Origin of the sequence: Halorubrum aquaticum, assembly GCF_900113615.1 — an archaeon.
Classification (GTDB): domain Archaea; phylum Halobacteriota; class Halobacteria; order Halobacteriales; family Haloferacaceae; genus Halorubrum; species Halorubrum aquaticum.
In genome coordinates this window covers 164,732-187,936 of record NZ_FOPZ01000002.1, presented here as the reverse complement: position 1 = coordinate 187,936, position 23,205 = coordinate 164,732, and the positions used below count along the sequence as shown (strand labels likewise).

Sequence of the window (23,205 nt, the reverse complement as noted above, 5' to 3'; positions counted from 1 at the left end):
CGGCGATTCGGCGCGGTCGATGTGTCGGTTTTATCTCTCGGCCGCCACACGCGTCGAAACGATGGCGCCATACGAGGCGTTCGACCGGGACGTACAGGTGAACGGCCGGACGGTGCTCACCATCGTCGAGGAGGCGATGGGACGGTTCTCGGAGGCGTACCGTGACCGGGCGTTGACGGCGCTCGCCGAGGAGGGGATCGTCGACCCCGAGCCGGGCGAATGGTACCCCCAGCAGGCGTGGCTGAACGCCTTCGAAACGATCGCGGAGGACCTCCAGCCGCACGTGCTCGACCGTCTCGGCGAGCAGCTCCCGGACGTGGCCGATTGGCCCGGCGACGCCGACGCCGTTCCGGAAGGGCTCGCGTCGATCGACGACGCCTACCGGCGGAACCACCGCGGCGGAGACATCGGCTTCTATCGGTTCGATCACGTGGACGACCGAACCGGCGAGGTCACGTGTCACAACCCGTATCCGTGTCCGTTCGACCGGGGGCTCGTCCGCGGGGTCGCTCAGGCGCACGCCCCGGTGGACGCCTTCGTCTTCCTCGAGGAGACCGGGGAGGCGTGTCGTCGTCACGGGGACGACACGTGTACGTACACCGTCTACTGGTAGGACGAGGGATCCGTGCGGTTCGTACGAGTCCGGCTACCGCTCGTACTCCTCGAGCGCCTCGCGGAGTTCGGAGGCCGAGTACTCCGAGGCGAGCCGAACGACCTCCGCGACGTCCTCGTAGGTCTCTCGAAGGTCCTCGACGCGCTCGCGGTCGTGAACGACGGCGTCGAGGGAGTCGTCGTCCGGGAGTTCCGATTCCGCCCGACGGATCGCCCGCAGCGTGGTCTCGACCTCCCGCTGGCCGTACTGCCGTAACACGTCCTGGAGGACGAACCAGACGTCCCGTTCGGCCGCGAACCGTACCCGCCTCCCGCCCCCCTCGGAGGACCGGCGACGGACGAGTCCCACCCGCGTCAACGTCCGCGTGACGTTACTCACCGTCGACTTCGCGTAGCCGGTCTCCTCGACCAGTTCCGGGATCGACAGCGGCCCGTCCGCGAAGTACAACACGCCGTAGAGGCGGCCGGCGCTACGGGTCAGGCCGTACACCTCCGCCGAACGCTCCATCGACTCGATGACGCGCTCGCGGGCGAGGTCCCGGTCTCCCTCAGTCATGGATCGAGCGTCGCGGTCTGCCCCCATGAGTCCCCTGCTGAGTCATATACGTCGTGTATATTCCGTAAGTATTAAATCGTTTGATTCGTTCGTTCGAGATGAGCCGAACAAGCGGAACGACCTCCCTCCGACACGATCCATGGCAAGCGTCTTTCCCCACCAACCGACGGTCGAGCACACTCCCCGGGAGCGAACGGACGTCGTCGTCGATCGCGACCAGCAGACCGACGTGCTGTCGGTCGTCTCCTCGGAGGCGGCCCAGGAGATCCTGAGCGCGTTACGCGAGGAGCCGTCGACCGCCTCCGATCTCGCCGAGACGGTCGACCGCTCGCTTCAGAACGTCTCGTACCATCTCCGTCGCCTGCGGGGAGCCGACCTCGTGACGCCCGTCGAGACCTGGTACTCCGAGAAGGGAACCGAGATGACCGTGTACGCGCTCACCGCCGAACGGATCGTCGTTCGGTTCGACGACCGAGGGGACGACCCCGGCGACGAGGGCGACGAGGACGACGGAGTCAACGGGAACGAGGGAGTCAACGGAGATGACGAGAGCGACGGAGACGGCGACGATCGGCGAACCCCTGCCGAGCGGGCGAGGTGTCGGTAGCGGATCTCACTCGCCGGCCGACGTCGATATCTCGAATCGCGCGCCGCCTGCCGGTCCGTTTTCCGCGGTGACCTCCCAGTCGTGGGTCTCGACGACGTTCTCGACGATGTGTAACCCGAACCCGGTGCCGCCCTCGACGGTCGAGTACCCCGCCTCGAACACGTCCGCGTCGGTCGCCGGGAGTCCCGATCCGTCGTCCGCCACGTAGAACCCCGTCTCGGTGTCACCGATCGTGACGGTCACGTCGTCGCCGCCGTGTTCGACCGCGTTCACGACGAGGTTCTCGAGCAGCTGTCGGAGTTGCTCCCGATCGGCTCGTACCGTCCGATCGGTCTCGATGCGGAGCGTCGCGTCCCCCGTCTCGATCGCGTCCCAACACGTCCGGGTGAGGTCCGCCAGTTCGACCCGCGAGACGTCCAACGCGTCCTCGCCGTCCTGTGCGAGCACGAGCAGGTCCTCGATCAGCCCCCGCATCCGATCCAGCGCGTCGTCGATCTCCTCGACGTGCTCGCTTTCGTGTTCCTCGCGGAGGAGTTCGATCCTTCCCTCCGCGACGGTGAGCGGGTTCCGGAGGTCGTGGCTCACCACGCTCGCGAACCGGTCGAGCCGCTCGTTCCGCTCGAGGAGTTCGGACTCCCGAGCCCGCTGTTCGGTGATGTCTCGGTCGATCGCGACGAACCGGTCCTCGCCGTCGATGTCCATCCGGATCAGGTGGATCTCGATCGGGAAGGTCGAGCCGTCCCGCCGCTCGAGTTCACCCTCGAAGCGCCTCGGCTCGTTCGTCGGGAGGCCCGCCCAGAACGAACGGGCTTCCTTCGGGTCGACCGTCGGGTCGAGGTCCCAGACCGTCCGCCCGACGAGTTCCGCTTCCGTATACCCGAGCTCCTCACACAGCCGGCGGTTCGCGTTCCGGATGACGCCGTCGGCGTCGTGAACCGCGATCATGTCCGGCGAATCGGTAAAGAGCGCCTCGAGGTGCGCGCTGTTCGAGCGCAGTCGATCCTCCCGTCGTTTCCGCTCCGTGACGTCGTCCTGAAACCCGACGAAGCGGTACAGGTCGTCGTCCTCGTCGTATATCGGCGCGATCCGGAGACGGTTCCAGAACTCCGTGCCGTCCTTCCGGTAGTTCCGTAGTTCGACGGTCACCGGCTCCTCGGCGTCGATCGCGGACCGGATCCGGTCGATTCGCTCCTCATCGGTCCGTTCGCCCTGAAGGAACCGGCAGTTCCGGCCGATCACCTCGGACCGGTCGTACCCGGTGAGGTCGCCGAACTCCTCGTTCGCGTACACGATCGGGTTGTCGTCCGCACGCGGGTCGGTGAGGACGATCCCGATCGGCGCTTCGTCCATCGCTCGTTCCTTCGCCGAGAGGTCACGGGAGACGGCTCCGTCGGCGTTCGATCGGGACAGCGTACAGATGAGCGAGCCGTCGTCGGTGTACGAGAGCGTGTGATCGACCTCGACCGGTTCGTCGTCCCGCCGGATGAACGTGGTCGGCCCCCGCCACCGGCTCTCTCGCGCTTCCGGGAGCAACACGTCGTAGACCTCCTCGACGTCGTCATCGCGATAGAACGTCTCCCAGTGGCGGCCGATCAGGTCCTCGCGGTCGTATCCGAGGACCTCCGCACACGCGGTGTTCGCGTACTCGACGTGGCCGTCCTCGCTCAGGATGCTGATCCCGTCCCGGGCGGTTTCTATCGCCTCCAGCCCGCGGTTCATGTAGCGCTCCGCCCAGTATCGCTCGACGGCGTTCCGGATCCGGTTCGCGAGCACGCGGTACTGCTCCGTTCCGCCGCTCTTCTGGAGGTAGTCCGTGACGCCCGCCGTGATCGCCTCGCTGGCGATCTCCTCGCTTCCCTTCCCCGTGAACAGCACGAACGGGAGGTTCGGTCGCTCCCGTCTGACCCGCTCCAACAGCTCGAGGCCGTTCAGCCCGGGCATGTCGTAGTCGCTGACGACGCAGTCGTACGCCGTCTCGTCCCCTCGGAGGGCCGCGAGCGCCTCCCGAGGGTCGGTCTCGGTGTGAACCGAGAAGGCCTCGTGCTCGCGCTCGAGAAACGTCGAGACGAGGTCCGCGAAGCTCCGGTCGTCCTCGACGTGGAGGATCTCGATGGTCTTCGAGTCCGGGAGGAACGACGACCGATCGTCGAGACCAGAGCGCGTACTCATACGCCGACGTGGTCGCGACGCGTAATGGAATTATTGATCGGTCGCCCCCTCCGGTCGAGTTTTCGAAGACGGCCGTCGCTCGCCAAGTCGTGTCACCTCGTCATGGCCGAGACGGTCGAAGCACCGACCGATCGCGGTGGAGGGACGTGTTCGCCGCCCCAGCAACGGTCCCGTTCTCATCGGTCCGATTCCCATCGGAACGCGTTCTACAAGCACGACTCAACGACCGGCCGTCTCCGACGGATATCTGTTTACAGGGCGTCAGCTCCGCGGACCTGATTCGTCAGAAGTGGGTCGGGGCGGAGTTGAACCGCCGACCTGCTCCGTGTGAAGGAGCCGTCATAACCGGACTAGACCACCGACCCAGGCGATCCCACCTTTCCGATGTCGGGACTTAAGAGTTGCTTTGTCGCTCACCGCCGAGATGTCTCGCGACGGGCGGGGAGGCTCACTCCGCGTCGCGCGTGCGATACGCCTCGACGCGCTCGCGAGCCGACTCGACGGCCTCGCGGGCCTCGCCCTCCGCCCGCTTTTCGAGGTCCTTCAGGTCCGCCTGGAGCTTCTCCAGACGGGACGGCTCCGGCTCCTCCTCCGGCTCGTCGCCGACGAGCTTCGAGACCCGCTCCTGGAGCGGCTCGAGCTCCTCCTTGACGCCCGCCTTCGCGTGTTCAGCGGCTCGACCGAGGTAGTATTTCGCGTCCTCGAAGTGCTTGCTCATATCTGTCCTTTGGTGAAGGACGAATATATGCTTTGTGGAGATGGGGGCGAAGGCGGACGCGCCCGGTCAGTACGACGGCGACTCCTCGGGCTCGCCGTCGCGTGCGTTCGCGACCCGGCCGAGCGTGAACAGCAGGTCCGAGAGCCGGTTGAGGTAGGTCACGACGGTCTCGTTTATCGGCTCGGACCGGGCGAGATCGACGGTCCGGCGCTCCGCGCGACGGACCACCGTTCGGGCGTGATGGAGCGCCGCGCCCGCCCGGCCGCCGCCGGGGAGCACGAACGACCGCAGCGGCTCCAACTCCCCGTCGAACCCGTCGATCCGCGTCTCCAACGCCTCGACGTGTTCCGGTTCGACCGCCGGGTCGTCGGGGGACGGATCGGGGTTCGCGAGGTCCGCCTGGACCACGTGGAGATGGTTCTGGACGGTCTCCAGCAGGTCGTCGAGGTCGTCGTGGCCGGTCGGCCGGATCGTTCCGATCAGCGCGTTCGCCTCGTCGACGGTGCCGTACGCCTCGATCCGGTGGCTGGACTTCGACACCCGGCTCATGTCGCGGAGGTCGGTCTCGCCGTCGTCGCCGCGGCCGGTGTAGATCGTCATGCGAGCGTGCGCTCGACGTACTCCATGACGTTCGCGCTCTCGGCCATCGTCACCCCGCGCTCCTCGTCGACCAACACGGGGACGCCGCGCTGGCCGCTCACGCGTTTCACCTCGTCGCGGTCGGAGTGTAACGCGTCGACCCACGTCGTCTCGTACTCGATCCCGGCGTCGGCGAGCGCGTCGTGAACCTTCTCACACCACGGACATCCCTCGAGGGCGTACAGTCGGATCGACATGCGTGAAGCGTGGGCCCGCGCGGGCAAGAAGGTACGTGTCCGGCTCGGACCTCGCGGTGCTGCGTGTCCGGCTCAGAGCCCGTGGTACGTCTCGATCGCCTCCCGGTATTCCTCGGGGATCGGTCGCGAGGACCCCTCGTCGTCGACGGCGACCTGGACCGACTCCGCCTCGGCGACGGTCTCGCCGCCCGCTCGGACCTCATAGGCCATCGGCACGCTCGACTCGCCGAGTTCGGGCACGTCGACCTCGACGGTCACCGCGCCGTCCTCGAGTTCGACCGGCCGCCGGAACTGGATCGACACCGACGCGAGGACGGTCGCGACGCCCGAGAGGTCCGCCCCGAGGACGTCACGGAAGTAGTCCGTCCGGGCCTGTTCGAGGTACGTCGCGTACACGGCGTTGTTCACGTGGCCCATCGCGTCGATGTCGCGAAAGCGAACGGGAACGTCGGTGGTGTACGTGCTCATGTGCGCTTCTCGTCGGCGCGTGATATGTACGCGTCGGAAGACCAGTCGGCGGGGGTGGGTCGGTACGACGGTCGGGATCAGTACAGCAGCTCGTCGTCGTTCTCGATCATGTACAGCGCGCGGGCGGCGATGTTGACCGCGTGGTCCCCCACGCGTTCGAGGTCGCGGATCGTCAACAGCAGCCGGGAGACGTTCGCCATCGTCGCCTCCACGTCGCCCTCCTCGCCGAGGTCGTCCTGCTCTATCAGATCCCGCACGACGAGGTCGCTCGCCGTCTCACAGGCGGCGTCGAGGTCGTCGTCCATCTCGGCGACCACGTGACACCGATCCGAGTCGGACTCCGCGTAGGCCGTCATCGCGACGTCGAGCATCTCGAGGGTGTCGTCGCCGATCCGCTGGACGTCGACGTCGGGGAACACCTCCCGTTCGGCCTGGCCGGCGTACTCGCCGAGGTTGGTCGCGAGGTCGGCGATCCGCTCGAGGTCGGTGATGATCTTGAACGAGGCCGCGATGAACCGCAGGTCGCCGGCCACCGGCTGTTGAAGCGCGATGAGGTCCGTACACTGCTGTTCCAACTCCAGATAGAGCTCGTTGACCTCGGCGTCACCCGTGATCACCCGCTCGCCGAGTTCGGCGTCCCGACGTTCGAGGGCGTCGAGGCCCATTCTGAGCCGATCGGCGACGAGTTCGCTCATGTAGAGCACGTCGTCGCGGAGGTTCTCCAGTTTCGTCTGATACTGTTCCCGTGGCATCGTCTCGGTCGAAGACCACGCCGAACGGATAAAAACACGTCGCCGACCGCGCGACGGCGACCGACCGATCACCTCCGCCGATCTGTTGATGGACCGAAACTTTTTGTCGTCGGCCTCGATGATATGATGGATCGGCCTCCCGGCGGCGGCGTCCGGCCCCGAGTGTGACGTTCGACCCTCCCCCGACGTTCACTCGCACAATTAGTTACTACCGGTGTTGTAATAGCCACCATTAATTATAAATAGACACAAATAACACGATCTGCCATGGAGGACAGTGGTTCACACGATGTGAGTCGGACCGGATCGAGCGTCTCCCGCCGGAAGTTCATCAAGGCCACCGGGGCCGGAGGGGCGGCAGCGAGCCTCTCGGGATGTATCTACGGCGGCGACGAGGGTAGTTCCGGGTCGTCCGTGACGATCGCCATGGGCTCGACCACCATCGAGGACATCAGGGAGGACATGCCCGGACTCCTCTACGAGAACGGCCTCAGCGAGGACGTCGAGATCGAGTTCAGCGAGCAGTCCAACGACACCGGCGAACAGCGGGACCAGTACGTCTCCCTGCTCCAGGCCGAGGAGACCAGCCCCGACCTGTTCATGATGGACACCGGCTGGGCGAACGTCTTCATCCAGCGGGGCTACCTCGCGAACCTCTCCGAGGAACTGGACGACGAGACGCTCTCGACCATCAACGAGGACTACTTCCAGGCGTTCACCGACACCGTCCGGGACACCGAGAGCGGGGACCTGTTCGGCGTCCCGCTGTTCCCGGACTACGCGGTGATGATGTACAACAAGAACTACGCCCGCGAGGCCGGCTACACCGACGAGGACTTCGCCCAGTGGGAGACCGAGCCGATGACCTGGCAGGAGTGGGGCGAGATGGCTCAGGAGATCGTCGACGCCTCGAGCGCCGAGTTCGGGTTCTCGACGCAGATGGACGTCTACGAGGGCACCGCCTGTTGTAGCTTCAACGAGGTCATGACCTCCTTCGGCGGCGCGTACTTCGGCGGCAACGAGAACCTCCAGGGCCCGGTCGGCGACCGTCCGGTCACCATCGACGAGCCCGAGTTCATCGAGGCGCTGAGCATGATGTACACGCTCGCGGCGACCGAGGACGACGAGAACACCCTCGACGCGTACCCCACCGGACTCGCCTCCCCGGACATCACGTCCTGGACGGAGAACCCGGCGCTCGCGCCGTTCACGGAGGGACAGGCCGCCTTCCACCGCAACTGGCCGTACGCGATCGTGGAGGCGCTCACGGGCGACTACGAGAGCTTCGACGACGAGAGCGACCTCGGCACGATGCCGATGCCGTACGCGGTCGAGGACGGCGAGGGCGCGTACCCGGGCACCGGCGGCTCGACCTCCGCACAGGGCGGTTGGCACCTCACGATGAACCCCAACTCCGAGAACAAGGAGGCGGCCTTGGAGGTGCTTCGTGCCACCACGCAGGACGACTTCAACATCGGCATGCTCGAGACCATCGCGTGGCTCCCGCCGAAGCCGGACCTCTTCGAGGCGGACGACGTGACCGACCCCGAGAGCGTCGGCGTGGTTGCGAACTACATGGGCACGCTTCAGGTGGCCGGGCAGGGAGCGATGCCGCGGCCGGTCACGACCCAGTGGCCCTCGCAGTCGACGACCATCGCCGAACAGGTCAACTCCGCAGTCGCCGGCGACACGAGCCCGGCTGACGCCGCATCGACACTTCAAGACGCCATCGAAGCGAGCGAGGAAAGCGGGTCGTAACGATGAGCACCGGACGCGAACACGAATCGAAGTGGCCGGGACCCGTCGTCTCGTTCAGCCGATGGCTCGAGAACCTCGGCGAGACCGCGTTCGCCTACCTGCTCTTGACTCCCGTCTTCGTCCTGCTCGGGGCGATCGCCTTTTACCCGCTGTTACGGACGTTCGAGCTGTCGCTTTTCACCGGCGTGTTGGGCGCCGGCGAGCCGACGTTCGTCGGACTCCAGAACTACGTCGACCTGTTCACCGGCGCGGCGAACCCGAGTCTCCCCGGGTCGGTCACCTTCCTCCCCGACGTGACGACGTCCGGGAGCTTCCCGTTCGTCCACGTCGACGGATGGGTTCGAAGCACCCTGATCGTGACCCTGCTCTTCACGCTCGTGAGCGTCTCCTTCGAGACGATCATCGGGTTCGGGCAGGCGCTCATCCTCGATAAGGACTTCTACGGGCGGCGGTGGGTTCGCGCGGCGATCATCATCCCGTGGGCGATCCCGCTCGTCATCCAGGGAATGATCTTCTATCTGATGTTCCACCCGAGCACCGGCTTCCTGACCAGCTACCTCGCGCCGCTCGGCCTCGTGGCGGAGACGAACACGCTCAACGACCCGGCGAGCACGTTCCTGATCATCACGGTGGCCGACATCTGGAAGACGTCGGCGTTCATGGCGCTCCTCATCCTCGCGGGGCTCCAGAGCATCGACCGGAACCTCTACGACGTGGCCAAGGTCGCGGGCGCGAGCCCCTGGCAGCAGTTCAAGCTGATCACGTTCCCGCTCGTGTTGCCCACGCTCATCATCGCCGTCCTCTTCCGGACGATCAACGCGATGCGGATCTACGGGCTGATCGACACGGTCTCGAGCTGTACGACCGTCCCGTCGCTGTCGTGTATGGTCGTCGAGACGTTCTACACCAGTCGCGGGCTCTCCTCGGCGATCGCGTTCGTCACCGCGGGGATCGTCGGGATGATCGCCTCGGTCGTCATCTACCAGCGGTACAAGGAGGGGTTCTGACATGGCAACCACCGACGGATCGAACGACTCGACGGAATCGGAGGGCGGTCCGCTGGCGCGGTGGACCAGCAGCGTGATCGAGAACCAGGAGAAGCGCGACCGGCTCTACCGGGCGCTCTTCATCGTCGCGGCCGGCTTCTTCCTGGTCACGACGTTGTTCCCGTTCTACTGGCTGCTCGTGTTGGCGTTGACGCCGACGAGCCAGATCCTCACGGGCGACTGGTCCCTGCCGATCATCGGGATCGAGTTCCCGCACCCGCAGGGGTTCAACGTGTACGCGTTCGTCGAGATGTTCGAGCAGGTGCCGTTCCACCTGTTCATGTTCAACAGCTTCGTGCTCGCCATCTCGACGACGGTGATCGTCCTCGCGGTCGCCACGCTCGCCGGGTACGTCTTCGGGCGGCTCGAATTCCCGGGCCGGGGGCTCCTCATGCTCGTCGTGTTGATGATCTCGTATTTCCCGCCGGCGGCGTTCCTCGTGCCGCTCTTCGACGCGTTCCTCGGGAACGCCGTCGTGATCCCGTTCCTCGGGATCGAACTGTTCGAGTCGCCGCGGCTCGTGAACACCCCCGCGAGCATGGTGTTGCCGTTCAGCGCGCTGTTCTTACCGCTCGCGATCTTCATTCTCACGACCTTCTACGCGCAGATCCCCGACGGGCTGGAGGACGCCGCGAGGGTCGAGGGAACGACCCGGCTCGGCGCGCTCGTCAGGGTGATCATGCCGCTTTCGGCGCCGGGACTCGCGACCGCGGCCGTGTTGACGTTCATCACGGTCTACAACGAGTACTTCTTCAGCTCGATCATGGCGCTGGAGAACAACCCCGAGAACTGGTCGCCGCTTCTCGGCGGTATCCTGAGCTACCAGACGCAGTACACGACGGAGTTCAACCTCATGGCGGCCGCGAGCATCGTCGGGGTGTTGCCGATCGTGATCATCGTCATCGTCGCACAGGAGCGGATCGTCAGCGGACTGACTGCGGGCGGACTCAAGGAGTGATTCCATGGCCAACTTAACACTCGAACACGTCACGAAACGCTACGAGGACGTCACGGCGGTCGACGACATGAACCTCGACATCGACGACGGGGAGTTCATCTGTCTCGTCGGCCCGTCGGGGTGCGGCAAGTCGACCACGATGGAGACGATCGCCGGGCTCACGAAACCGACCGAGGGGACGATCACCATCGGAGACCTGGACGTCACGAACCTGCCGCCGAAGGACCGCGGGGTCGCGATGGTGTTCCAGAACATCGCGCTGTTCCCGCACATGGACGTCTACGAGAACATCTCGTTCGGACTCCGGCTCCGCGATTACGACCCGGACGAGATCGACCGACGCGTCGAACACGCAACCGACGTCGTCCAGCTCGAGGGGATGCTCGACCGGATGCCCGAGGAGATGTCCGGCGGCCAGCGGCAGCGGGTCGCGATCGCCCGCGCGATCGTCCGCGAGCCGGACGTCTTCCTCATGGACGAGCCGCTCGCGAACCTGGACGCCAAGCTGCGCGTCCACATGCGGACGGAGCTCCAGCGGCTCCACAAGGAGCTCGACACCACCATCATCTACGTCACCCACGACCAGGCGGAGGCGATGACGATGTCCGACCGGATCGCCGTGATAGACGGGGGCGAGCTCCAGCAGATCGACCCGCCGCTCGTCTGTTATAACGAGCCGGCGAACCTCTTCGTGGCCGGCTTCATCGGCTCGCCGTCGATGAACCTGCTCCCGGGGAAACTGACCGCGAACGCGGCGGAGACCGACGACTTCTCGATCGATCTCGACGTCGAGAACGTCCCCGACGCGTCCGCGGGCGACGACGTCACGGTCGGGGTCCGACCCGAGGACGTCTACCCGACCGACACGCAGGGAGCCATCTCGACGCCGTCGAAGCCCATCCACGTGACAACGGACGTGCTCGAACCGATGGGCGACCAGATCTTCGTCTACCTCACCTTCGACGAGACGGACGGCGGGACGATGAAGGGCGACGCGGCCGGCTCGGACCAGCTGTTGATGAGCGTCGACCCGGACCGGGAGATCGAGGAGGACGAGTCGATGGAGGTCGTCTTCGACCGTACGAAGGTCCACCTCTTCGACAGCGCCTCCGGCGACGCGTTGGTCCACGGCGTCGACGACCTCTCCGCTTCGGGCTTCGAATCCCGGGTCTCGGACACCCGCTCGGGTGGTGGCGATGAGTAACGTCGTCGCCTTGGTCTACTACGGCGGGATGACCGTGCTGTTCTTCTTCTGGGCGTACGGGATCGTCTCGTTCGTGCTCGACGTCAAGAACAAGCTGATCCCGGGGATCCGGGAGTACCGAGAGGGTCGGAAGCAGCTGAAAGCGGAGGCAGAAGAGGAGGAGGAACGGGAGTCGCGGGAGCGACAGCTGTACTGACTCGGTCGGTTCCGGTCGTCGCCGCCGATCGCCGCTTTTCTCCGCCGGGCCGCTTCGCCTTCGAACTCCGGCAATCGACTCCGGAAGCCGCCAGAGCGAAGTGCCGTCCGGGCCAGTACAGTCCATGCCGACCCCTCGTGACGGTCCGATCGACGCCCTCGGGAGACTCCTCGATCGCTGGGGGATCATCGACGCCGATCGGTTCCGTCCGACGCTCGATCTCGCCTGGCCGCGGGTGGTCACGGGGTTCGCGATCATGTCGAAACAGACCGCGGACCTGGCGATGGTCGGGATCGCCATCGGCACCGCCGGAACGGCGGGGCTGGCGTTCGCGCTCGGCTACTGGAGCATCGTCGTCCTGTTGGGGCTCGGACTGGCGGGCGGGACGGTGAGTCTCGTCTCACAGAACTACGGCGGCGGTCGCACCCGCCGCGCCTCGCGCGTTGTCACACAGAGCGCCCTGCTCGCGGCGGCGGTGTCGCTTCCGGTCATGGCGCTTTTCGCGCTGTTCGCCCCCGAGCTGATCGCCGTGTTGGGTGCCGGGCCCGAGTCGCTTCAGTACGGGACGACCTACCTGTTGTACGTCACGCCGGCCGTGCTGTTCGAGACGCTGAACCTCATCGCCAGCCGGACGTACACCGGCGTCGGGGACACCTTCACCGAGATGGTCGCCCGAACGGGCGGCGCGGTGCTCAACGTCGTGCTCAGCGCGCTGTTCATCTTCGGGCTCGACATGGGCGTCGCCGGGGTCGCGTTGGGGACGACGCTCTCGACCGGCGCGGTGATGGTCGTCCTCGGGTGGGGGATGCTCGGCCGCTCGTACGGCGGGCTGGGAATGGAGCCGAGTCCGGTTCCGATCTCGATATCGAGACCGGTCGTCGACGCGGGGATCGTTCGGCAGTTGCTCGAGGTCTCCGCCCCCGAGATCGGCCGTCGGCTCGCACAGGGGCTCGTGGTCTTCCCGCTTTTATGGGTCGCCTCCTCGTTCGGACCGGTCGTCGTGACCGCCCTCGAGGTCGCACGGCGGGTTCGTGCGATGATAAACAGCGTCAACTGGGGGATGTCGCTGGCGTCGAGTTCCCTCGTCGGCCAGCGGCTCGGTGCCGACGAGGAGGAGGAAGCCGGCGCCTACGGCGCGGAGATCATTCGGCTCGCGATGGTGATCTACGTGCTCCTCGCCGCGGTCGTGGTCCTGTTCTCGTCGCCGCTCGCGGAACTCTTCGTCTCCGGGCCCGAGGAGGTCGCCGCGACCGCGACGTTCATCGCCGTCGCGGCCGTGAGCGCCGTCGGACTCGGCCTCGACGGGACGGCCTCGGGCGCGCTCGTCGGTGCCGGCGACACTCGGTGGCCCTTCGTCGCCTCGCTGCTCGGTCGGTACGTCTTCGCGCTTCCCGCCGCGCTCCTCGGACTCGTCACGCCGCTCGGCGTCGTCGGGCTCTACCTGGCGCTGATCCTGGAGCCGTTCGTCCCGGGGATCATCAACTACGGGCTGTTCCGGTCCGGCCGCTGGAAGGTCGTGAGTCGACGCTACCGGTCGAGCGCGGGCGGCGACGACTGAGGAACCCCCGTCGCGCCTACCCCGAGAACGACTCGACGACGGTCGAGACGTCGGCGAACTCCGTGTCGGGGAGTTCGCTCACGTCGTCGATGAACGCCTCGAGCTCGGCGACGAACGGGGCGCGACCGGCACACTGCGGGTGTAATAACAGCGTCAGGACGCCCTCCTCGACGCGTTCGCGCATCCATCTCAGTTCCGTCCGCCAGCGGCCGAACACGTCGGGCTCGTGGCCGTAGGAGACGAACTGCGGGTCGGAGGCCACGGGGAAGAGTTGGAGCCAGTCGTCGCGGTGCCACGGGACCGGGACCGTCACGAGGTCGGTCCGCTCGCCGCGTCGGTACGGCGCTCCGGGCTCGACGGTCCCCCGTTCGCGGAGGTAGTAGGGTCGGAGGTCGCGTTCGGTGCCGCTGGAGTCCCACTCGAAGTCGAACTCCCGAAGCAGGTCGACGGTGTGTTCCGAGAAGCCGCCCGCGGGGTTCCGGAAGCCGGTCGGCGTCTCGCCGGTCAACTCCTCGATGGCCTCGATCCCGCGGACGAAGTCGCGGCGCTCGGCCTCCCGCGAGCCGAACGAGGGGAGCGGGTCGTGGCTCCACCCGTGGTGTTGGATCTCGTGGCCGCGGTCGTGGATCTCTCCGGCGGCCTCGGGGAAGCTCTCGATCGTGTGTCCCGGAACGAACCACGTCGAGGGGACACCGGTCCGGTCGTGGAGGTCGAGCAGTCGCGGGACGCAGGTCTCGGCCCCGTAGACGCCCCACGATCGGTACTCCGGCATTCCGGCGCTCGTCCACCCGGCGACGGCGTCGAAGTCGTACGTGAGACAGACGCTGTGTGGCATGGGTCGAGGTCTCCCTCGAAGAAAATAAATCCTCGACGGTCGCTCGACGACCCGGGTTCCGGAACGCGCTCGAGAACGCGACACGACTCATCGCCGTCGCTCGTCGTGTCGTCGAGAATGGGTTGGGGCAGATTTGAACTGCCGGCCTCCTCCATGTCAAGGAGGTGTCATAACCGGACTAGACTACCAACCCGCCGGGGCTTACTGACGCATCTCGTCGTTTCCGGGGGACGTAATTGAACCTTTCGTTTCGGGGCCCGCGGGACGATCGCGGACTCGGATCGACGGCCGCACACCGCCGCACCGTCGACGGCTTTCGACCGGTTTTACTGCGTCGGCGCGAGCCGTGTCGTATGGTCGACCTCTCCGCTCGCGCGGACCGGTTGGACGAATACCTCGACGCCCGCGGGCTCGAGGCCGCGTGGTTCGCCGAGCCGAACGGGTTCGCGTGGCTCACCGGCGGCGACAACGTCGTCGACGCGGACGCGCGACACGGTATCGCCGCCGCCGGCTACGACGGCGAGTTCCGCGTGATCACGAGCGACATCGAGGCCCACCGGCTCGCCGACGAGCAGCTGCCGGACGCGTTCGCGGTCGAGTCCTTCCCGTGGTACGCGGACTCGCTCGCGGGAGCCGTCGCCGACCGATCCCCGCTGCCCGCCGCCGTCGACTTCGACGCGCCCGAGTTCGACACGCCGGAGTTCGAGCCGATCGAGGCGAGGCGACTCCGCCAGCCGCTCACCGACGACGACGTGGACCGCTACCGCGAACTCGGTCGCGAGGCCGCGGCGGCGCTCGAGACCGTCTGTCGGAACCTCGAGCCGGAGGACCCGGAGTACGAGGTGGCCGCCGGGATCGACATCTCGCTCTCCTCGCGGGACGTGAACACGCCGGTGGTCCTCGTCGGGGGGGCGGAGCGCGCACGGTCCTACCGCCACTTCGTCCCCACCGACGAGACGCTCGGCGAGTACGCGCTCGTCTCGATCACCGCCGAGCGTGACGGGCTGTACGCCTCGCTCACCCGGACCGTCGCGTTCGACGCTCCGGACTGGCTCGAACGACGCCATCGGGCGGCCACGCGCGTCGAGGCCACGGCGCTCGCCGCCACCCGCGCGGCCGCCGCCGGCGACCTCGGCGCCGGAGACGGGCCGGGAACCGCCGGCGACGTCTTCGAGGCGATCCGCGAGGCGTACGACGCGGTGGGCTTCGACGGGGAGTGGAAACGGCACCATCAGGGCGGGGCCGCCGGCTACGCGGGGCGCGAGTGGATCGCGCGACCCGATCACGACGAACCCGTGGTCGAGCCGATGGGATACGCCTGGAACCCGACCGTCGACGGCGCGAAAAGCGAGGACACCTACCTCGTCGACGGCGACCGCCACGAACTGCTCACGAAGACGGGCCAGTGGCCCACACACGAGGTCGAGTCCGTCGCCGTCGACGGCGTCCCCGCGGAGACGTTCGAGCGACACGCGCCGGCGATCCGCTGACTCGTCGACGATCGTCGTCGGTCGAACGGGGTTGAGATCTCAGTCGGCCGAGGTCTCAGTCAGCTGAGGTCTCAATCGGTCGTATCCTCGACGGAACCGTCGGCGCGTCGTTTCATCAGGTATCCGGCTCCGCCGAGGGCGGCGAGTCCGCTCCCGATCCCGAAGCCGGGGACCTCGATCGTCGATTCGCCGTCCGCCACGGAGACGGTCTCGACGGTGCTGGCGCTCGCGTCCCGGTCGTCGGTGACCGTGAGCCGGACGTTGTATCCGCCGGGATCGGCGTACGCGTGCGTCACCGTCTCGCCGGATCCCGTCTCCCCGTCGCCGAACTCCCACTCGTAGCTGACGATCTCGCTTCCCGGCGCGGCGGAGTCGGCGGCGTTGAACGCGACCTGCGTCTCCGCCGCCGGCTCGGACGGTTCGTACTCGAACGCGGCGGTGGGTTCCCCGTCGGCATCTCCTCCGGCGTCTCCGCCGCTTCCTTCGTCGTCCTCGTCGCTTCCGTCGCCGCCACCTCCATCGCTTTCGCCGTCTTCCTCGTCGCTTCCATCGCTGCCATCTCCACTGCTTTCGTCGCCGTCGCTTCCGTCGTTCGATCGGTTGGCATGGATCCGGGCGATCTCCTCTGCGGACAGCCCGGCGTCGTAGATCCGCAGGTCGGACAGCTTTCCGACGAGGAGGTCGTACCAGTCCGGATTCCCGGTTCCGTACCAGCTCCCGATCGTCTGATGCGACCAGTAATTCGTGTTCCGCGGGCTGTAGCCGTCCATCTCCGTGTCGACGAACCGCTCCTCGCCGTCGAGGTGGAAGCGCAGGGATTCCTCCGGCTCCACGACGAAGGCGAAGTGGTGCCACCGGCCGACCGAGGCGTACAGCTCGTCGTCGGCGTGATCCAGCGTGGAGTAGCTCTCGCCGCCGCCGAGGTCGCCGATCCGGAAGACGAACTCGACGGTGTCGTTCGCGTCCGTCTCCGGCGTCGCGAGGAGCGTGTACTCCGCGTCGTTCCGCAGGACGTGGTGGCTCGCGGGTTCGTTGTTCGGTTTCCCTCCCTCCGCTCGGTCGAAGTACACCCAGCCGGCGATGGTGACGGGACCGTCGCCGGACTGGACGAAACTCATCTCCGGGTTGTCGCCGCCGCTGCCGATCTGGACCCCGTCGTCCCCGTCGAACCGGACGGCCCGCCGCCCGTCGTAGCTCCCGACGGTCGGGTCGCCGTAGGCGGCCGTGCCGTCGATTCCGCCGACCGCGTCCTCGAGCCCGTTCGCGAACGGCCAGCGGGCGATCAGGTCGTCCCCGCGGACGAGCTCCTGGCCCGCCGCGCCGCCGGGGACCGCGGCGGCGACGAGGGCACCGCCGGCGGTCGCCCGCAACACGTCACGTCGGGTGAGACCGTTACCGTTCATCCGAACCACCCCTCCGGACGACTCCGTCGAGACGATCGAGACGACGATCGAACGAGACTCCCGCTCCGGAACCGGCGAGCAGACTGCGATCCATGACTGTGTGTCGACGTGATGTCGGTAACCGGACTTACTTTTGCCGATGGTCACCCCCCTTTGCCAGCGATCCGTCGGCGGGGGAAGTTTCATGGCGATGGAACCCGACCCCTCTCCCATGTCAGACGAGCCGTATCGCGGCCCTCGTTCGGCGCTCGAGGCCGCGGCCGGAAGGCGGGGGATCGACGACCCGGGCCCGGACGCGGGTCCGCGAGTCGCACGGGTCCCGGAGTCACACGTCCAGGACACCTTCGAGGTGGGTGGACTCGAGACGAAGCGCGACGAGTCGCTTTTACAGGCCGTCCTCGCGGACCACGACGGCGTCAGCGCCGCCTCGGCGACCCAGCGAAACGGGACGGTCGGCGTCCACCACGACCCGTCCGTCTCGCGGGCCGACATCAGGGAGACGCTGGAGTCGTACGACCTCGCGGTCGCCCCCGGTGACGAGGCGTTCGCGAGCCGTCGCGCCTCGCAGTTCGCCTCCGCTCGCGTCGCCGTCGCGGTCCTCTTCGGACTCATGGTCGCGACGCCGTACATCGGCGTGTTGTACCCCACGCGCGTCGAGTGGCTGTTCTACGACCCGGTCACCGTCGAGTACCTCCGGTCGATCCTCGACTCGCGGGTGGCGACGCACTTCTTCGTCAACCTCGCGGCGCTGTCGGGGGTCGCGTTCCTCGTCGCCTGCGGGCCGACGATCCGACGGGCGGTCGCCGCCGCGACCGAGGGGCGGATCACCCGAGAGGTCGCCTTCGTCGGCGGCGTCTGTGCCGTCTTCGGCTACAGCACGCTCGCGGCGTTCACCGGCTTCGACGGCGCGGTCCACTACGACCTCGTCGCGTACGCGGTCGCGGGCGTCACCGTCTGGAAGCACTTCGCGGTCGAGGAGGCGTCCGTCGAGCGGCGCGCGACGGAGCCGGCGGCCGCGGCGAGCGGGGCGGAGTCGGCCGGCGACTCCGACGCCGACGACCGCGTCGCGCTGACGGACGGCGGCCGGTAGCCGCGGCGGTCCGGGTTCGTTCGTCCGCCTCCGTTCACGTCCGCAGCCGATGACCCGCTTTGATCCGGTTGCGGTCGATACGGGCAATGACTTTTGACACGAGCCGGGTAACACACACGGCAGAGATGGTCTCCGGGTTTCACAGCCAGTCGCCCGTGGTAACCGCATTCGGCGTCCTCGTAGCCGTCGTCGCGATCGTGGGAACGCGGTTCTTCGGGTGGGAGTGGGGATCCGGACGGCTCGGTCCGACGATCGTCGGCGTCGTCGCCGCCGGGATCGCGGTCGTCGTCGTCGCCCGAAGAGTCCTGGACTGAACGGGGTCGATCCCTCGGTCTCTCGTCGATCAACTGACGACTGCCGTTCGGTTCCGTTTCACGACCGTCCACGGAGTCCCGCTCGGGTCGTCCCGGAGGGACGGAACGCCGCTACCCGATGTACGCGTGACCGACGACCGCGACGAGAAGCGCGGCGACGACGATCCACGCGAACGGCTCGGCGACGAGCAGCGCGAACGGCCGGAGAACGGACTCGTCGAACCCGAAGAGCAGGCCGGCGACGACCACCGCCGCGACCACGGTCGCCGCGACGACCGCGGAGACGCCGAAAAGCGCCGCGTCCGGAGCGTCCATATCCGGTCTGTGACGGCGACGGACAAAAACGTCCCGTCGCCGGGGCGCGCGGCGGCGGTCAGCCGGCGGCGATCCGTCGGCGACGGTCCGTCGGTCCGCGTCAGCGCCGCGCGATCAGGTCGACTCGCGTGAGCGAGACGGCCGCGAGCACCATCGACACCGCCACCCCGAGGAAGACGACGCTGATGACGTTCACCTCCGGCGTCACGTTGTACCGGATCTGGTTCCAGATGTACACCGGAAGGGTGGGATCGCCCGACCCCTTCACGAAGTAGGTGTAGACGAACTCGTTGAACGAGAGGGTGAACGCGAGCAGGCCGCCCGCGACGACCCCCGGGAAGACGTTCGGCAGGGTGACCTGCCGGAAGGTCTCGAACTCGTCGGCGCCGAGGTCCTTCGAGGCCTCCTCGAGGCCCCTATCGAAGGACATAAACGTCGGCAGGATGACCAGCGTCGCGAAGGGGATCGTCCGGATCACGTGGGCGATCACCACCGACACGTAGTCGGGGAGCCCGAGGGTGCCGTTGAAGAACAGCACCATGGCCACCCCGGTCACCACGAGCGGGACGATGATCGGCAGCGTCGAAAGCAGCTGTAGCCAGTTGCGCCCGGGGAAGACGTACCGGTCGACCGCGTACGCGATCATCGTCGACAGCGCGACCGTGATCCCCGTCGCGGGGACCGAGATGGTCAGCGTCGTGACGATGGCGTCGAGCGCGGCGTCGTTCGAGAGGAACACCCGGTACCACCGGAGCGTGAGCTCGTCCGGCGGGAACGACAACACGCCGCCGTCCGCGAACGACATGAACACGAGCACGCCGATCGGCAGCCAGAGGAACGCGAGCACCGTGACGACCACGAGCGAGGCCATGCGCGAGGCGTGCGCCTGCGTGAACCGCTCGAACGGGTCAGTCACCCGATCGATCGCGCTCACGACTCCTCACCTCCGGTTCCGAAGAGGCCGCCGCCGAGCCGCGTCGCGAGCAGCAACAGCGCCACGACGACGACGGAGATCACCATCCCGATGGCCGCGCCGAACGGCCAGTTGAACGCGCTCTTGAACTGGTTTTCGATCACCATCCCGATCATGACGTTGTTCGTCCCGCCGAGCAGTCGCGGCGTGATGAACGAGCCGAACGTCGGGATGAACACCAACACGACGCCGGTCACCACGCCGTTTACCGTCATCGGCAGCGTGACCGAGAGGAACGTCCGGATCGGCCCCGCGCCGAGGTCCTTCGAGGCCTCGATGAGGTCGCCGTCGAGGTTCGTCAACGAGGCGTAAAACGGCAGCACGGCGAGCGGCAGCCAGACGTACGTGAACCCGATGAGCACGGCCGTGTCGGTGTACAAGAGCGAGAGCGCCGGCAGTCCGACGAGGTTCAGTACCGAATCGAGGACGCCGTCGCTCTGGAGGATGTTGATCCACGCGTACATCCGGATGATGTAGCTGGTCCAGAACGGCAGGATGACCAAGAGGAGGAGCAGCGTCGTCCGCCGGGAGAACCGGACGATGCTGTACGCCAGCGCGTATCCGACCGCCGCCACGATCGCGGTCACCTGAACGCTGATCAGGAACGTCCGCCAGACCACCGTGAGGTACGTGTCCGAGGTGAGGAAGTCGGTGTAGTTGCGCAGCGTCCACGCGCCCCCGATCTGGTCGGCCTGAAAGGAGACGACGAGCATCGCGAGAAGCGGGATCGCGAAGAAGACCACCAGGAGCCCGTAGGGCGGCCCGGCGATCGCGAGCGTCCGGAGCCGCGGGCGTTCACGGAGGTAGGTCGTGAGACCGCTCACCCGGCCGTCGACGCCGGAGACGGACCCGCCGTCGGTGGCGAGTTCCCCGCCGGACTCGGTGGTCCTCCCGTCGACGGACTCGGCAGTCCCTTCGTCGACGGACTCGGCGGCCCCTCCGTCGTCGGAACGCGACGGCTCCGGCATCAGGTCCCTCCGTCCGTGTCGGGGGACTCGCTCCCGTCGCGGCGGTAGACGTGGACGTCCGCGGCGTCCCACGCGACCGTGACGCGGTCGTCGACGTCGAAGGAGGCGGAGCGGACCTCCGCCGACAGCCGCCCCCAGCGATCCGTCTCGATCCCGTACAGGGAGTCGCTTCCCTGATAGCTCCGGCTTCGCACGACGCCGGTCGTCGCGAACGCCCCGTCGGCGTCGGCGGGATTCGACGCGTCGTCGGAGTCGGACGCACCGGCGGACCCGGCGGACTCGACGCGAACCTGGAAGGGTCGGACGCAGACGTCGACGGCGTCGTCGACCGCGACGTCGGCCGCGGCGTTCCCGGCCGCGGTACGGGGGACGGCGACCTCGTCGTCACCCGTGTCGACGACGATCTCCGCGTCATCGACGGCCGTCACGCGTCCCTCCACGGCGTTGACGTCGCCGATGAAGTCCGCGACGAACCGGCTCGCGGGCGCCTCGTAGAGCTCCTCGACGGTCCCGACCTGCTGGATCTCGCCGTCGTCGAGGACGACGAGCCGGTCCGAGACCGCGAGCGCGACCTCTTGGTCGTGGGTGACGTAGAGGAACGTCGTGTCCGTCTCGATCTGGATCCGCTGGAGCTCGCTTTGCATGTGCTGGCGGAGCTTGCGGTCGAGCGAGGAGAGCGGCTCGTCGAACAGCACGAGCGCCGGCTCGTTGACGAGCGCGCGGGCGAGCGCGACCCGCTGTTGTTCCCCGCCCGAGAGTTCGGCGGGCGAGCGGTCGCCGTACCCCTCCAGACGGACCATCTCCAACATCCGCTCGGTCCGCTCGCGGCGCTCGTCGGCCGGAACCCCCGACTGCTTCAGACCGTAGCCGATGTTCTCCGCGACCGTGAGGTGCGGGAACAGCGCGAGGTCCTGAAACACCATGTTCACGTCGCGCTCGAACGGGGGAGAGCCGACGATCTCGACGTCGTCGAGGGCGATCTCGCCGTCGGTCGGCTCCTCGAACCCCGCGACCATCCGGAGCACCGTCGACTTCCCGGACCCGCTGGGGCCGAGGATGGAGACGAACTCGCCGTCCTCGATGTCGAAGCCCACGTCGTCGACGGCGACCAAGTCACCGAACTCCTTCGTCAGCCCGCGGACGCGCAGCAGCGACATTCTAGGCGGCCTTCACGGCGGTCCAGATCTCGTCGTACCGGGAGCGGACCTCGTCGGAGAGGGTCTCGGAGAAGACGAGGTCCCACTCGTCGGGCCAGTTCGTGAACTCGGCGTCCTCCTCGGAGAGCTCGTCGCTGATGTCGACGGCGGGCTGGTAGCCCATGGTCTCGAACAGCTGTGCCGCGTTCTCCGTCTCGCTGGCCCAGTTCGTGAACTGGAGGCTCGCGATCGGGTTCGGCGCGCCCTGCGGGATGACGAAGAGGTCGCTCGTGTACATCGCCCCCTCCTGGGGTGCGGTGTAGTGGACCGGCGCGCCCTCCTGGAACCGCGCCGTGTAGGTCCGGCCCATCGTGAGCGGCCCCGCCACGACGTCCTCGTTGACGAAGAGGCTCATGCCCTGCTGGTAGTCGCCCCAGTAGGTCTGGAGCAGCGGCTTCTGCTGGATGAGGACCTCCTCGATCTCGTCGTAGTCGTCGGGCTGGATCGGGTCCTGTCCGGTGTACAGCGCGGCGATCTGACAGGAGACCGTGGCGTTGTCCCACATACAGAGGTCGCCCTCGTGCTCCTCGTCCCAGAGGACGCCCCAGGAGTCGGGTGCCGAGTCGAAGTACTCGTCGTTGTACGTGAGCGGGTACAACACCAGCGCCTCGGGGATCCCGTACACCGAGCCGTCCTGCTGGTAGGAGCTCGCCTCCTTGATGCGGTCGCTGATGTTCTCCCAGGCCGGCATGACGTCGACCGGCAGCTCGTGGAGGAAGTCGTTCTCGATCGACCGTTCGACCCAGTTCGTCGTGGCAGCGATGTTGTCGATCTCGTCGTTTCCGGCCTGGAGCTGGGAGTACCACTGGTCCGCCGAGGAGTACCCGGAGTTGGTCACCTCCACGTCGAACTCCTCGCCGAAGGCGTCGATCGCGTACTCGGCCCAGGAGTCGTACCAGTTCCACATGTTCAGGTTCGACTCGAGGTCCTCGGGCGGCCACTCCGTGACGTCCATCGGGACGCGGTCGCTGCCGCCGTCGCCGCCGAGACAGCCCGCGGCGGCCGCGACGCCCGTCGTCGCCGCGCCCTGAAGGAAGCGGCGGCGCTTCAGGCTCGGCGATCCGTCGGTTACTTTACGCATGCTGTCCCTCCGTCGAACGATCCGTCGCCGAATCGCGAGGCTTGCGAGCGATCACGTCCGACAAACATACGATCCTCCATCATAAGCGTATCGAGGTCGAGA

General features: G+C 67.3%; 25 protein-coding genes and 2 tRNA genes. 11 read left to right on the top strand and 16 right to left on the bottom strand.

Annotation, left to right across the window (positions count from 1 at the left end; translation table 11 throughout):
- Nucleotides 1-61 precede the first annotated feature (61 nt).
- Nucleotides 62-613, top strand: coding sequence for a hypothetical protein (locus tag F3H10_RS02990; protein WP_149783355.1), 552 nt, complete (start codon nucleotides 62-64; stop codon nucleotides 611-613).
- Between the two features lie 33 nt (nucleotides 614-646).
- On the opposite strand, the gene F3H10_RS02985 is transcribed toward F3H10_RS02990, so the two are convergent.
- A complete protein-coding gene (locus F3H10_RS02985; protein ID WP_149783354.1) occupies nucleotides 647-1,168 on the bottom strand; it encodes a GbsR/MarR family transcriptional regulator in 522 nt (173 codons plus the stop codon).
- A 139-nt stretch (nucleotides 1,169-1,307) separates the two neighbouring features.
- On the opposite strand from F3H10_RS02985, the gene F3H10_RS02980 reads away from it, so the two are divergent.
- Nucleotides 1,308-1,775, top strand: a complete 468-nt coding sequence (locus F3H10_RS02980; RefSeq protein WP_149783353.1) for an ArsR/SmtB family transcription factor — start codon at nucleotides 1,308-1,310, stop codon at nucleotides 1,773-1,775.
- Nucleotides 1,776-1,781: 6 nt separating this feature from the next.
- Here F3H10_RS02980 and F3H10_RS02975 read toward each other — a convergent pair whose 3' ends face one another.
- The 7 genes from F3H10_RS02975 to phoU form a co-directional block, all read right to left on the bottom strand.
- A complete protein-coding gene (locus F3H10_RS02975) occupies nucleotides 1,782-3,944 on the bottom strand; it encodes a PAS domain S-box protein (RefSeq protein WP_149783352.1) in 2,163 nt (720 codons plus the stop codon).
- Between the two features lie 290 nt (nucleotides 3,945-4,234).
- Nucleotides 4,235-4,309, bottom strand: a tRNA-Val gene (locus tag F3H10_RS02970).
- 83 nt (nucleotides 4,310-4,392) lie between these two features.
- Nucleotides 4,393-4,662, bottom strand: coding sequence for a DUF7553 family protein (locus tag F3H10_RS02965; protein ID WP_149783351.1), 270 nt, complete (start codon nucleotides 4,660-4,662; stop codon nucleotides 4,393-4,395).
- Nucleotides 4,663-4,728: 66 nt separating this feature from the next.
- Complete coding sequence (locus F3H10_RS02960; protein WP_149783350.1) at nucleotides 4,729-5,262, bottom strand: cob(I)yrinic acid a,c-diamide adenosyltransferase; 534 nt, start codon at nucleotides 5,260-5,262, stop codon at nucleotides 4,729-4,731.
- Nucleotides 5,259-5,498 carry a glutaredoxin family protein gene (locus tag F3H10_RS02955; RefSeq protein WP_149783349.1) on the bottom strand — a complete coding sequence of 80 codons (240 nt, stop codon included), beginning with the start codon at nucleotides 5,496-5,498 and terminating at the stop codon, nucleotides 5,259-5,261. The genes F3H10_RS02960 and F3H10_RS02955 overlap by 4 nt, the downstream gene beginning before the upstream one ends.
- 72 nt (nucleotides 5,499-5,570) lie before the next feature.
- Nucleotides 5,571-5,966 (bottom strand): acyl-CoA thioesterase, encoded by a 396-nt coding sequence (locus F3H10_RS02950; RefSeq protein ID WP_188127850.1) that lies wholly within the window; start codon nucleotides 5,964-5,966, stop codon nucleotides 5,571-5,573.
- A 77-nt stretch (nucleotides 5,967-6,043) separates the two neighbouring features.
- Complete coding sequence (gene phoU, locus F3H10_RS02945; protein WP_149783347.1) at nucleotides 6,044-6,718, bottom strand: phosphate signaling complex protein PhoU; 675 nt, start codon at nucleotides 6,716-6,718, stop codon at nucleotides 6,044-6,046.
- Nucleotides 6,719-6,985: 267 nt separating this feature from the next.
- Here phoU and F3H10_RS02940 point away from each other — a divergent pair, with 267 nt between their 5' ends.
- From F3H10_RS02940 to F3H10_RS02915, 6 genes are all read left to right on the top strand, one after another.
- A complete protein-coding gene (locus F3H10_RS02940; protein ID WP_149783346.1) occupies nucleotides 6,986-8,476 on the top strand; it encodes an extracellular solute-binding protein in 1,491 nt (496 codons plus the stop codon).
- A 2-nt stretch (nucleotides 8,477-8,478) separates the two neighbouring features.
- Entirely contained in the window at nucleotides 8,479-9,483 is a 1,005-nt protein-coding gene (locus tag F3H10_RS02935; RefSeq protein ID WP_149783345.1) for a carbohydrate ABC transporter permease, read from the top strand.
- Between the two features lies 1 nt (nucleotide 9,484).
- Nucleotides 9,485-10,480 carry a carbohydrate ABC transporter permease gene (locus F3H10_RS02930; protein WP_149783344.1) on the top strand — a complete coding sequence of 332 codons (996 nt, stop codon included), beginning with the start codon at nucleotides 9,485-9,487 and terminating at the stop codon, nucleotides 10,478-10,480.
- A gap of 4 nt (nucleotides 10,481-10,484) precedes the next feature.
- Nucleotides 10,485-11,684 (top strand): ABC transporter ATP-binding protein, encoded by a 1,200-nt coding sequence (locus F3H10_RS02925; RefSeq protein WP_149783343.1) that lies wholly within the window; start codon nucleotides 10,485-10,487, stop codon nucleotides 11,682-11,684.
- Nucleotides 11,677-11,880, top strand: a complete 204-nt coding sequence (locus F3H10_RS02920; protein ID WP_149783342.1) for a hypothetical protein — start codon at nucleotides 11,677-11,679, stop codon at nucleotides 11,878-11,880. Before F3H10_RS02925 ends, F3H10_RS02920 begins: the two co-directional genes overlap by 8 nt.
- A 124-nt stretch (nucleotides 11,881-12,004) precedes the next feature.
- A complete protein-coding gene (locus tag F3H10_RS02915) occupies nucleotides 12,005-13,438 on the top strand; it encodes an MATE family efflux transporter (protein ID WP_149783341.1) in 1,434 nt (477 codons plus the stop codon).
- 16 nt (nucleotides 13,439-13,454) lie between these two features.
- Here the strand turns inward: F3H10_RS02915 and F3H10_RS02910 are convergent, their stop codons facing one another.
- Together F3H10_RS02910 and F3H10_RS02905 are read right to left on the bottom strand one after the other, a co-directional pair.
- On the bottom strand, nucleotides 13,455-14,273 hold the full coding sequence (locus tag F3H10_RS02910) for a polysaccharide deacetylase family protein (protein WP_149783340.1): 819 nt from the start codon (nucleotides 14,271-14,273) through the stop codon (nucleotides 13,455-13,457).
- Nucleotides 14,274-14,391: 118 nt separating this feature from the next.
- A tRNA-Val gene (locus F3H10_RS02905) sits at nucleotides 14,392-14,466 on the bottom strand.
- A gap of 160 nt (nucleotides 14,467-14,626) precedes the next feature.
- Between F3H10_RS02905 and F3H10_RS02900 the strand changes: the two genes are divergently transcribed.
- A complete protein-coding gene (locus F3H10_RS02900; RefSeq protein ID WP_149783339.1) occupies nucleotides 14,627-15,763 on the top strand; it encodes a M24 family metallopeptidase in 1,137 nt (378 codons plus the stop codon).
- Nucleotides 15,764-15,834: 71 nt separating this feature from the next.
- Here the strand turns inward: F3H10_RS02900 and F3H10_RS15915 are convergent, their stop codons facing one another.
- Complete coding sequence (locus F3H10_RS15915) at nucleotides 15,835-17,166, bottom strand: PKD domain-containing protein (RefSeq protein WP_188127849.1); 1,332 nt, start codon at nucleotides 17,164-17,166, stop codon at nucleotides 15,835-15,837.
- Between the two features lie 211 nt (nucleotides 17,167-17,377).
- Between F3H10_RS15915 and F3H10_RS02880 the strand changes: the two genes are divergently transcribed.
- Nucleotides 17,378-18,256, top strand: a complete 879-nt coding sequence (locus F3H10_RS02880) for a hypothetical protein (RefSeq protein WP_149783338.1) — start codon at nucleotides 17,378-17,380, stop codon at nucleotides 18,254-18,256.
- Between the two features lie 125 nt (nucleotides 18,257-18,381).
- Nucleotides 18,382-18,570 (top strand): multidrug transporter, encoded by a 189-nt coding sequence (locus F3H10_RS02875; RefSeq protein WP_149783438.1) that lies wholly within the window; start codon nucleotides 18,382-18,384, stop codon nucleotides 18,568-18,570.
- A gap of 111 nt (nucleotides 18,571-18,681) precedes the next feature.
- Here F3H10_RS02875 and F3H10_RS02870 read toward each other — a convergent pair whose 3' ends face one another.
- From F3H10_RS02870 to F3H10_RS02850, 5 genes are all read right to left on the bottom strand, one after another.
- Nucleotides 18,682-18,885 (bottom strand): hypothetical protein, encoded by a 204-nt coding sequence (locus F3H10_RS02870; protein WP_149783337.1) that lies wholly within the window; start codon nucleotides 18,883-18,885, stop codon nucleotides 18,682-18,684.
- Between the two features lie 100 nt (nucleotides 18,886-18,985).
- Nucleotides 18,986-19,819 (bottom strand): ABC transporter permease, encoded by an 834-nt coding sequence (locus F3H10_RS02865; protein WP_223174175.1) that lies wholly within the window; start codon nucleotides 19,817-19,819, stop codon nucleotides 18,986-18,988.
- A complete protein-coding gene (locus tag F3H10_RS02860) occupies nucleotides 19,816-20,826 on the bottom strand; it encodes an ABC transporter permease (RefSeq protein ID WP_223174174.1) in 1,011 nt (336 codons plus the stop codon). The genes F3H10_RS02865 and F3H10_RS02860 overlap by 4 nt, the downstream gene beginning before the upstream one ends.
- Complete coding sequence (locus F3H10_RS02855; RefSeq protein WP_149783336.1) at nucleotides 20,826-21,983, bottom strand: ABC transporter ATP-binding protein; 1,158 nt, start codon at nucleotides 21,981-21,983, stop codon at nucleotides 20,826-20,828. The genes F3H10_RS02860 and F3H10_RS02855 overlap by 1 nt, the downstream gene beginning before the upstream one ends.
- Before the next feature lies 1 nt (nucleotide 21,984).
- Nucleotides 21,985-23,103: an ABC transporter substrate-binding protein gene (locus tag F3H10_RS02850; protein ID WP_149783335.1), complete on the bottom strand. Its 1,119-nt coding sequence runs from the start codon at nucleotides 23,101-23,103 to the stop codon at nucleotides 21,985-21,987.
- Between the last annotated feature and the right edge of the window lie 102 nt (nucleotides 23,104-23,205).

Coding starts and splice junctions, on each gene's coding strand:
- F3H10_RS02990 (WP_149783355.1), top strand. CDS start 62: ATGGCGCCATACGAGGCGTTCGACCGGGACGTACAGGTGAACGGCCGG.
- F3H10_RS02985 (WP_149783354.1), bottom strand. CDS start 1,168: ATGACTGAGGGAGACCGGGACCTCGCCCGCGAGCGCGTCATCGAGTCG.
- F3H10_RS02980 (WP_149783353.1), top strand. CDS start 1,308: ATGGCAAGCGTCTTTCCCCACCAACCGACGGTCGAGCACACTCCCCGG.
- F3H10_RS02975 (WP_149783352.1), bottom strand. CDS start 3,944: ATGAGTACGCGCTCTGGTCTCGACGATCGGTCGTCGTTCCTCCCGGAC.
- F3H10_RS02965 (WP_149783351.1), bottom strand. CDS start 4,662: ATGAGCAAGCACTTCGAGGACGCGAAATACTACCTCGGTCGAGCCGCT.
- F3H10_RS02960 (WP_149783350.1), bottom strand. CDS start 5,262: ATGACGATCTACACCGGCCGCGGCGACGACGGCGAGACCGACCTCCGC.
- F3H10_RS02955 (WP_149783349.1), bottom strand. CDS start 5,498: ATGTCGATCCGACTGTACGCCCTCGAGGGATGTCCGTGGTGTGAGAAG.
- F3H10_RS02950 (WP_188127850.1), bottom strand. CDS start 5,966: ATGAGCACGTACACCACCGACGTTCCCGTTCGCTTTCGCGACATCGAC.
- phoU (WP_149783347.1), bottom strand. CDS start 6,718: ATGCCACGGGAACAGTATCAGACGAAACTGGAGAACCTCCGCGACGAC.
- F3H10_RS02940 (WP_149783346.1), top strand. CDS start 6,986: ATGGAGGACAGTGGTTCACACGATGTGAGTCGGACCGGATCGAGCGTC.
- F3H10_RS02935 (WP_149783345.1), top strand. CDS start 8,479: ATGAGCACCGGACGCGAACACGAATCGAAGTGGCCGGGACCCGTCGTC.
- F3H10_RS02930 (WP_149783344.1), top strand. CDS start 9,485: ATGGCAACCACCGACGGATCGAACGACTCGACGGAATCGGAGGGCGGT.
- F3H10_RS02925 (WP_149783343.1), top strand. CDS start 10,485: ATGGCCAACTTAACACTCGAACACGTCACGAAACGCTACGAGGACGTC.
- F3H10_RS02920 (WP_149783342.1), top strand. CDS start 11,677: ATGAGTAACGTCGTCGCCTTGGTCTACTACGGCGGGATGACCGTGCTG.
- F3H10_RS02915 (WP_149783341.1), top strand. CDS start 12,005: ATGCCGACCCCTCGTGACGGTCCGATCGACGCCCTCGGGAGACTCCTC.
- F3H10_RS02910 (WP_149783340.1), bottom strand. CDS start 14,273: ATGCCACACAGCGTCTGTCTCACGTACGACTTCGACGCCGTCGCCGGG.
- F3H10_RS02900 (WP_149783339.1), top strand. CDS start 14,627: ATGGTCGACCTCTCCGCTCGCGCGGACCGGTTGGACGAATACCTCGAC.
- F3H10_RS15915 (WP_188127849.1), bottom strand. CDS start 17,166: ATGAACGGTAACGGTCTCACCCGACGTGACGTGTTGCGGGCGACCGCC.
- F3H10_RS02880 (WP_149783338.1), top strand. CDS start 17,378: ATGTCAGACGAGCCGTATCGCGGCCCTCGTTCGGCGCTCGAGGCCGCG.
- F3H10_RS02875 (WP_149783438.1), top strand. CDS start 18,382: ATGGTCTCCGGGTTTCACAGCCAGTCGCCCGTGGTAACCGCATTCGGC.
- F3H10_RS02870 (WP_149783337.1), bottom strand. CDS start 18,885: ATGGACGCTCCGGACGCGGCGCTTTTCGGCGTCTCCGCGGTCGTCGCG.
- F3H10_RS02860 (WP_223174174.1), bottom strand. CDS start 20,826: ATGCCGGAGCCGTCGCGTTCCGACGACGGAGGGGCCGCCGAGTCCGTC.
- F3H10_RS02855 (WP_149783336.1), bottom strand. CDS start 21,983: ATGTCGCTGCTGCGCGTCCGCGGGCTGACGAAGGAGTTCGGTGACTTG.
- F3H10_RS02850 (WP_149783335.1), bottom strand. CDS start 23,103: ATGCGTAAAGTAACCGACGGATCGCCGAGCCTGAAGCGCCGCCGCTTC.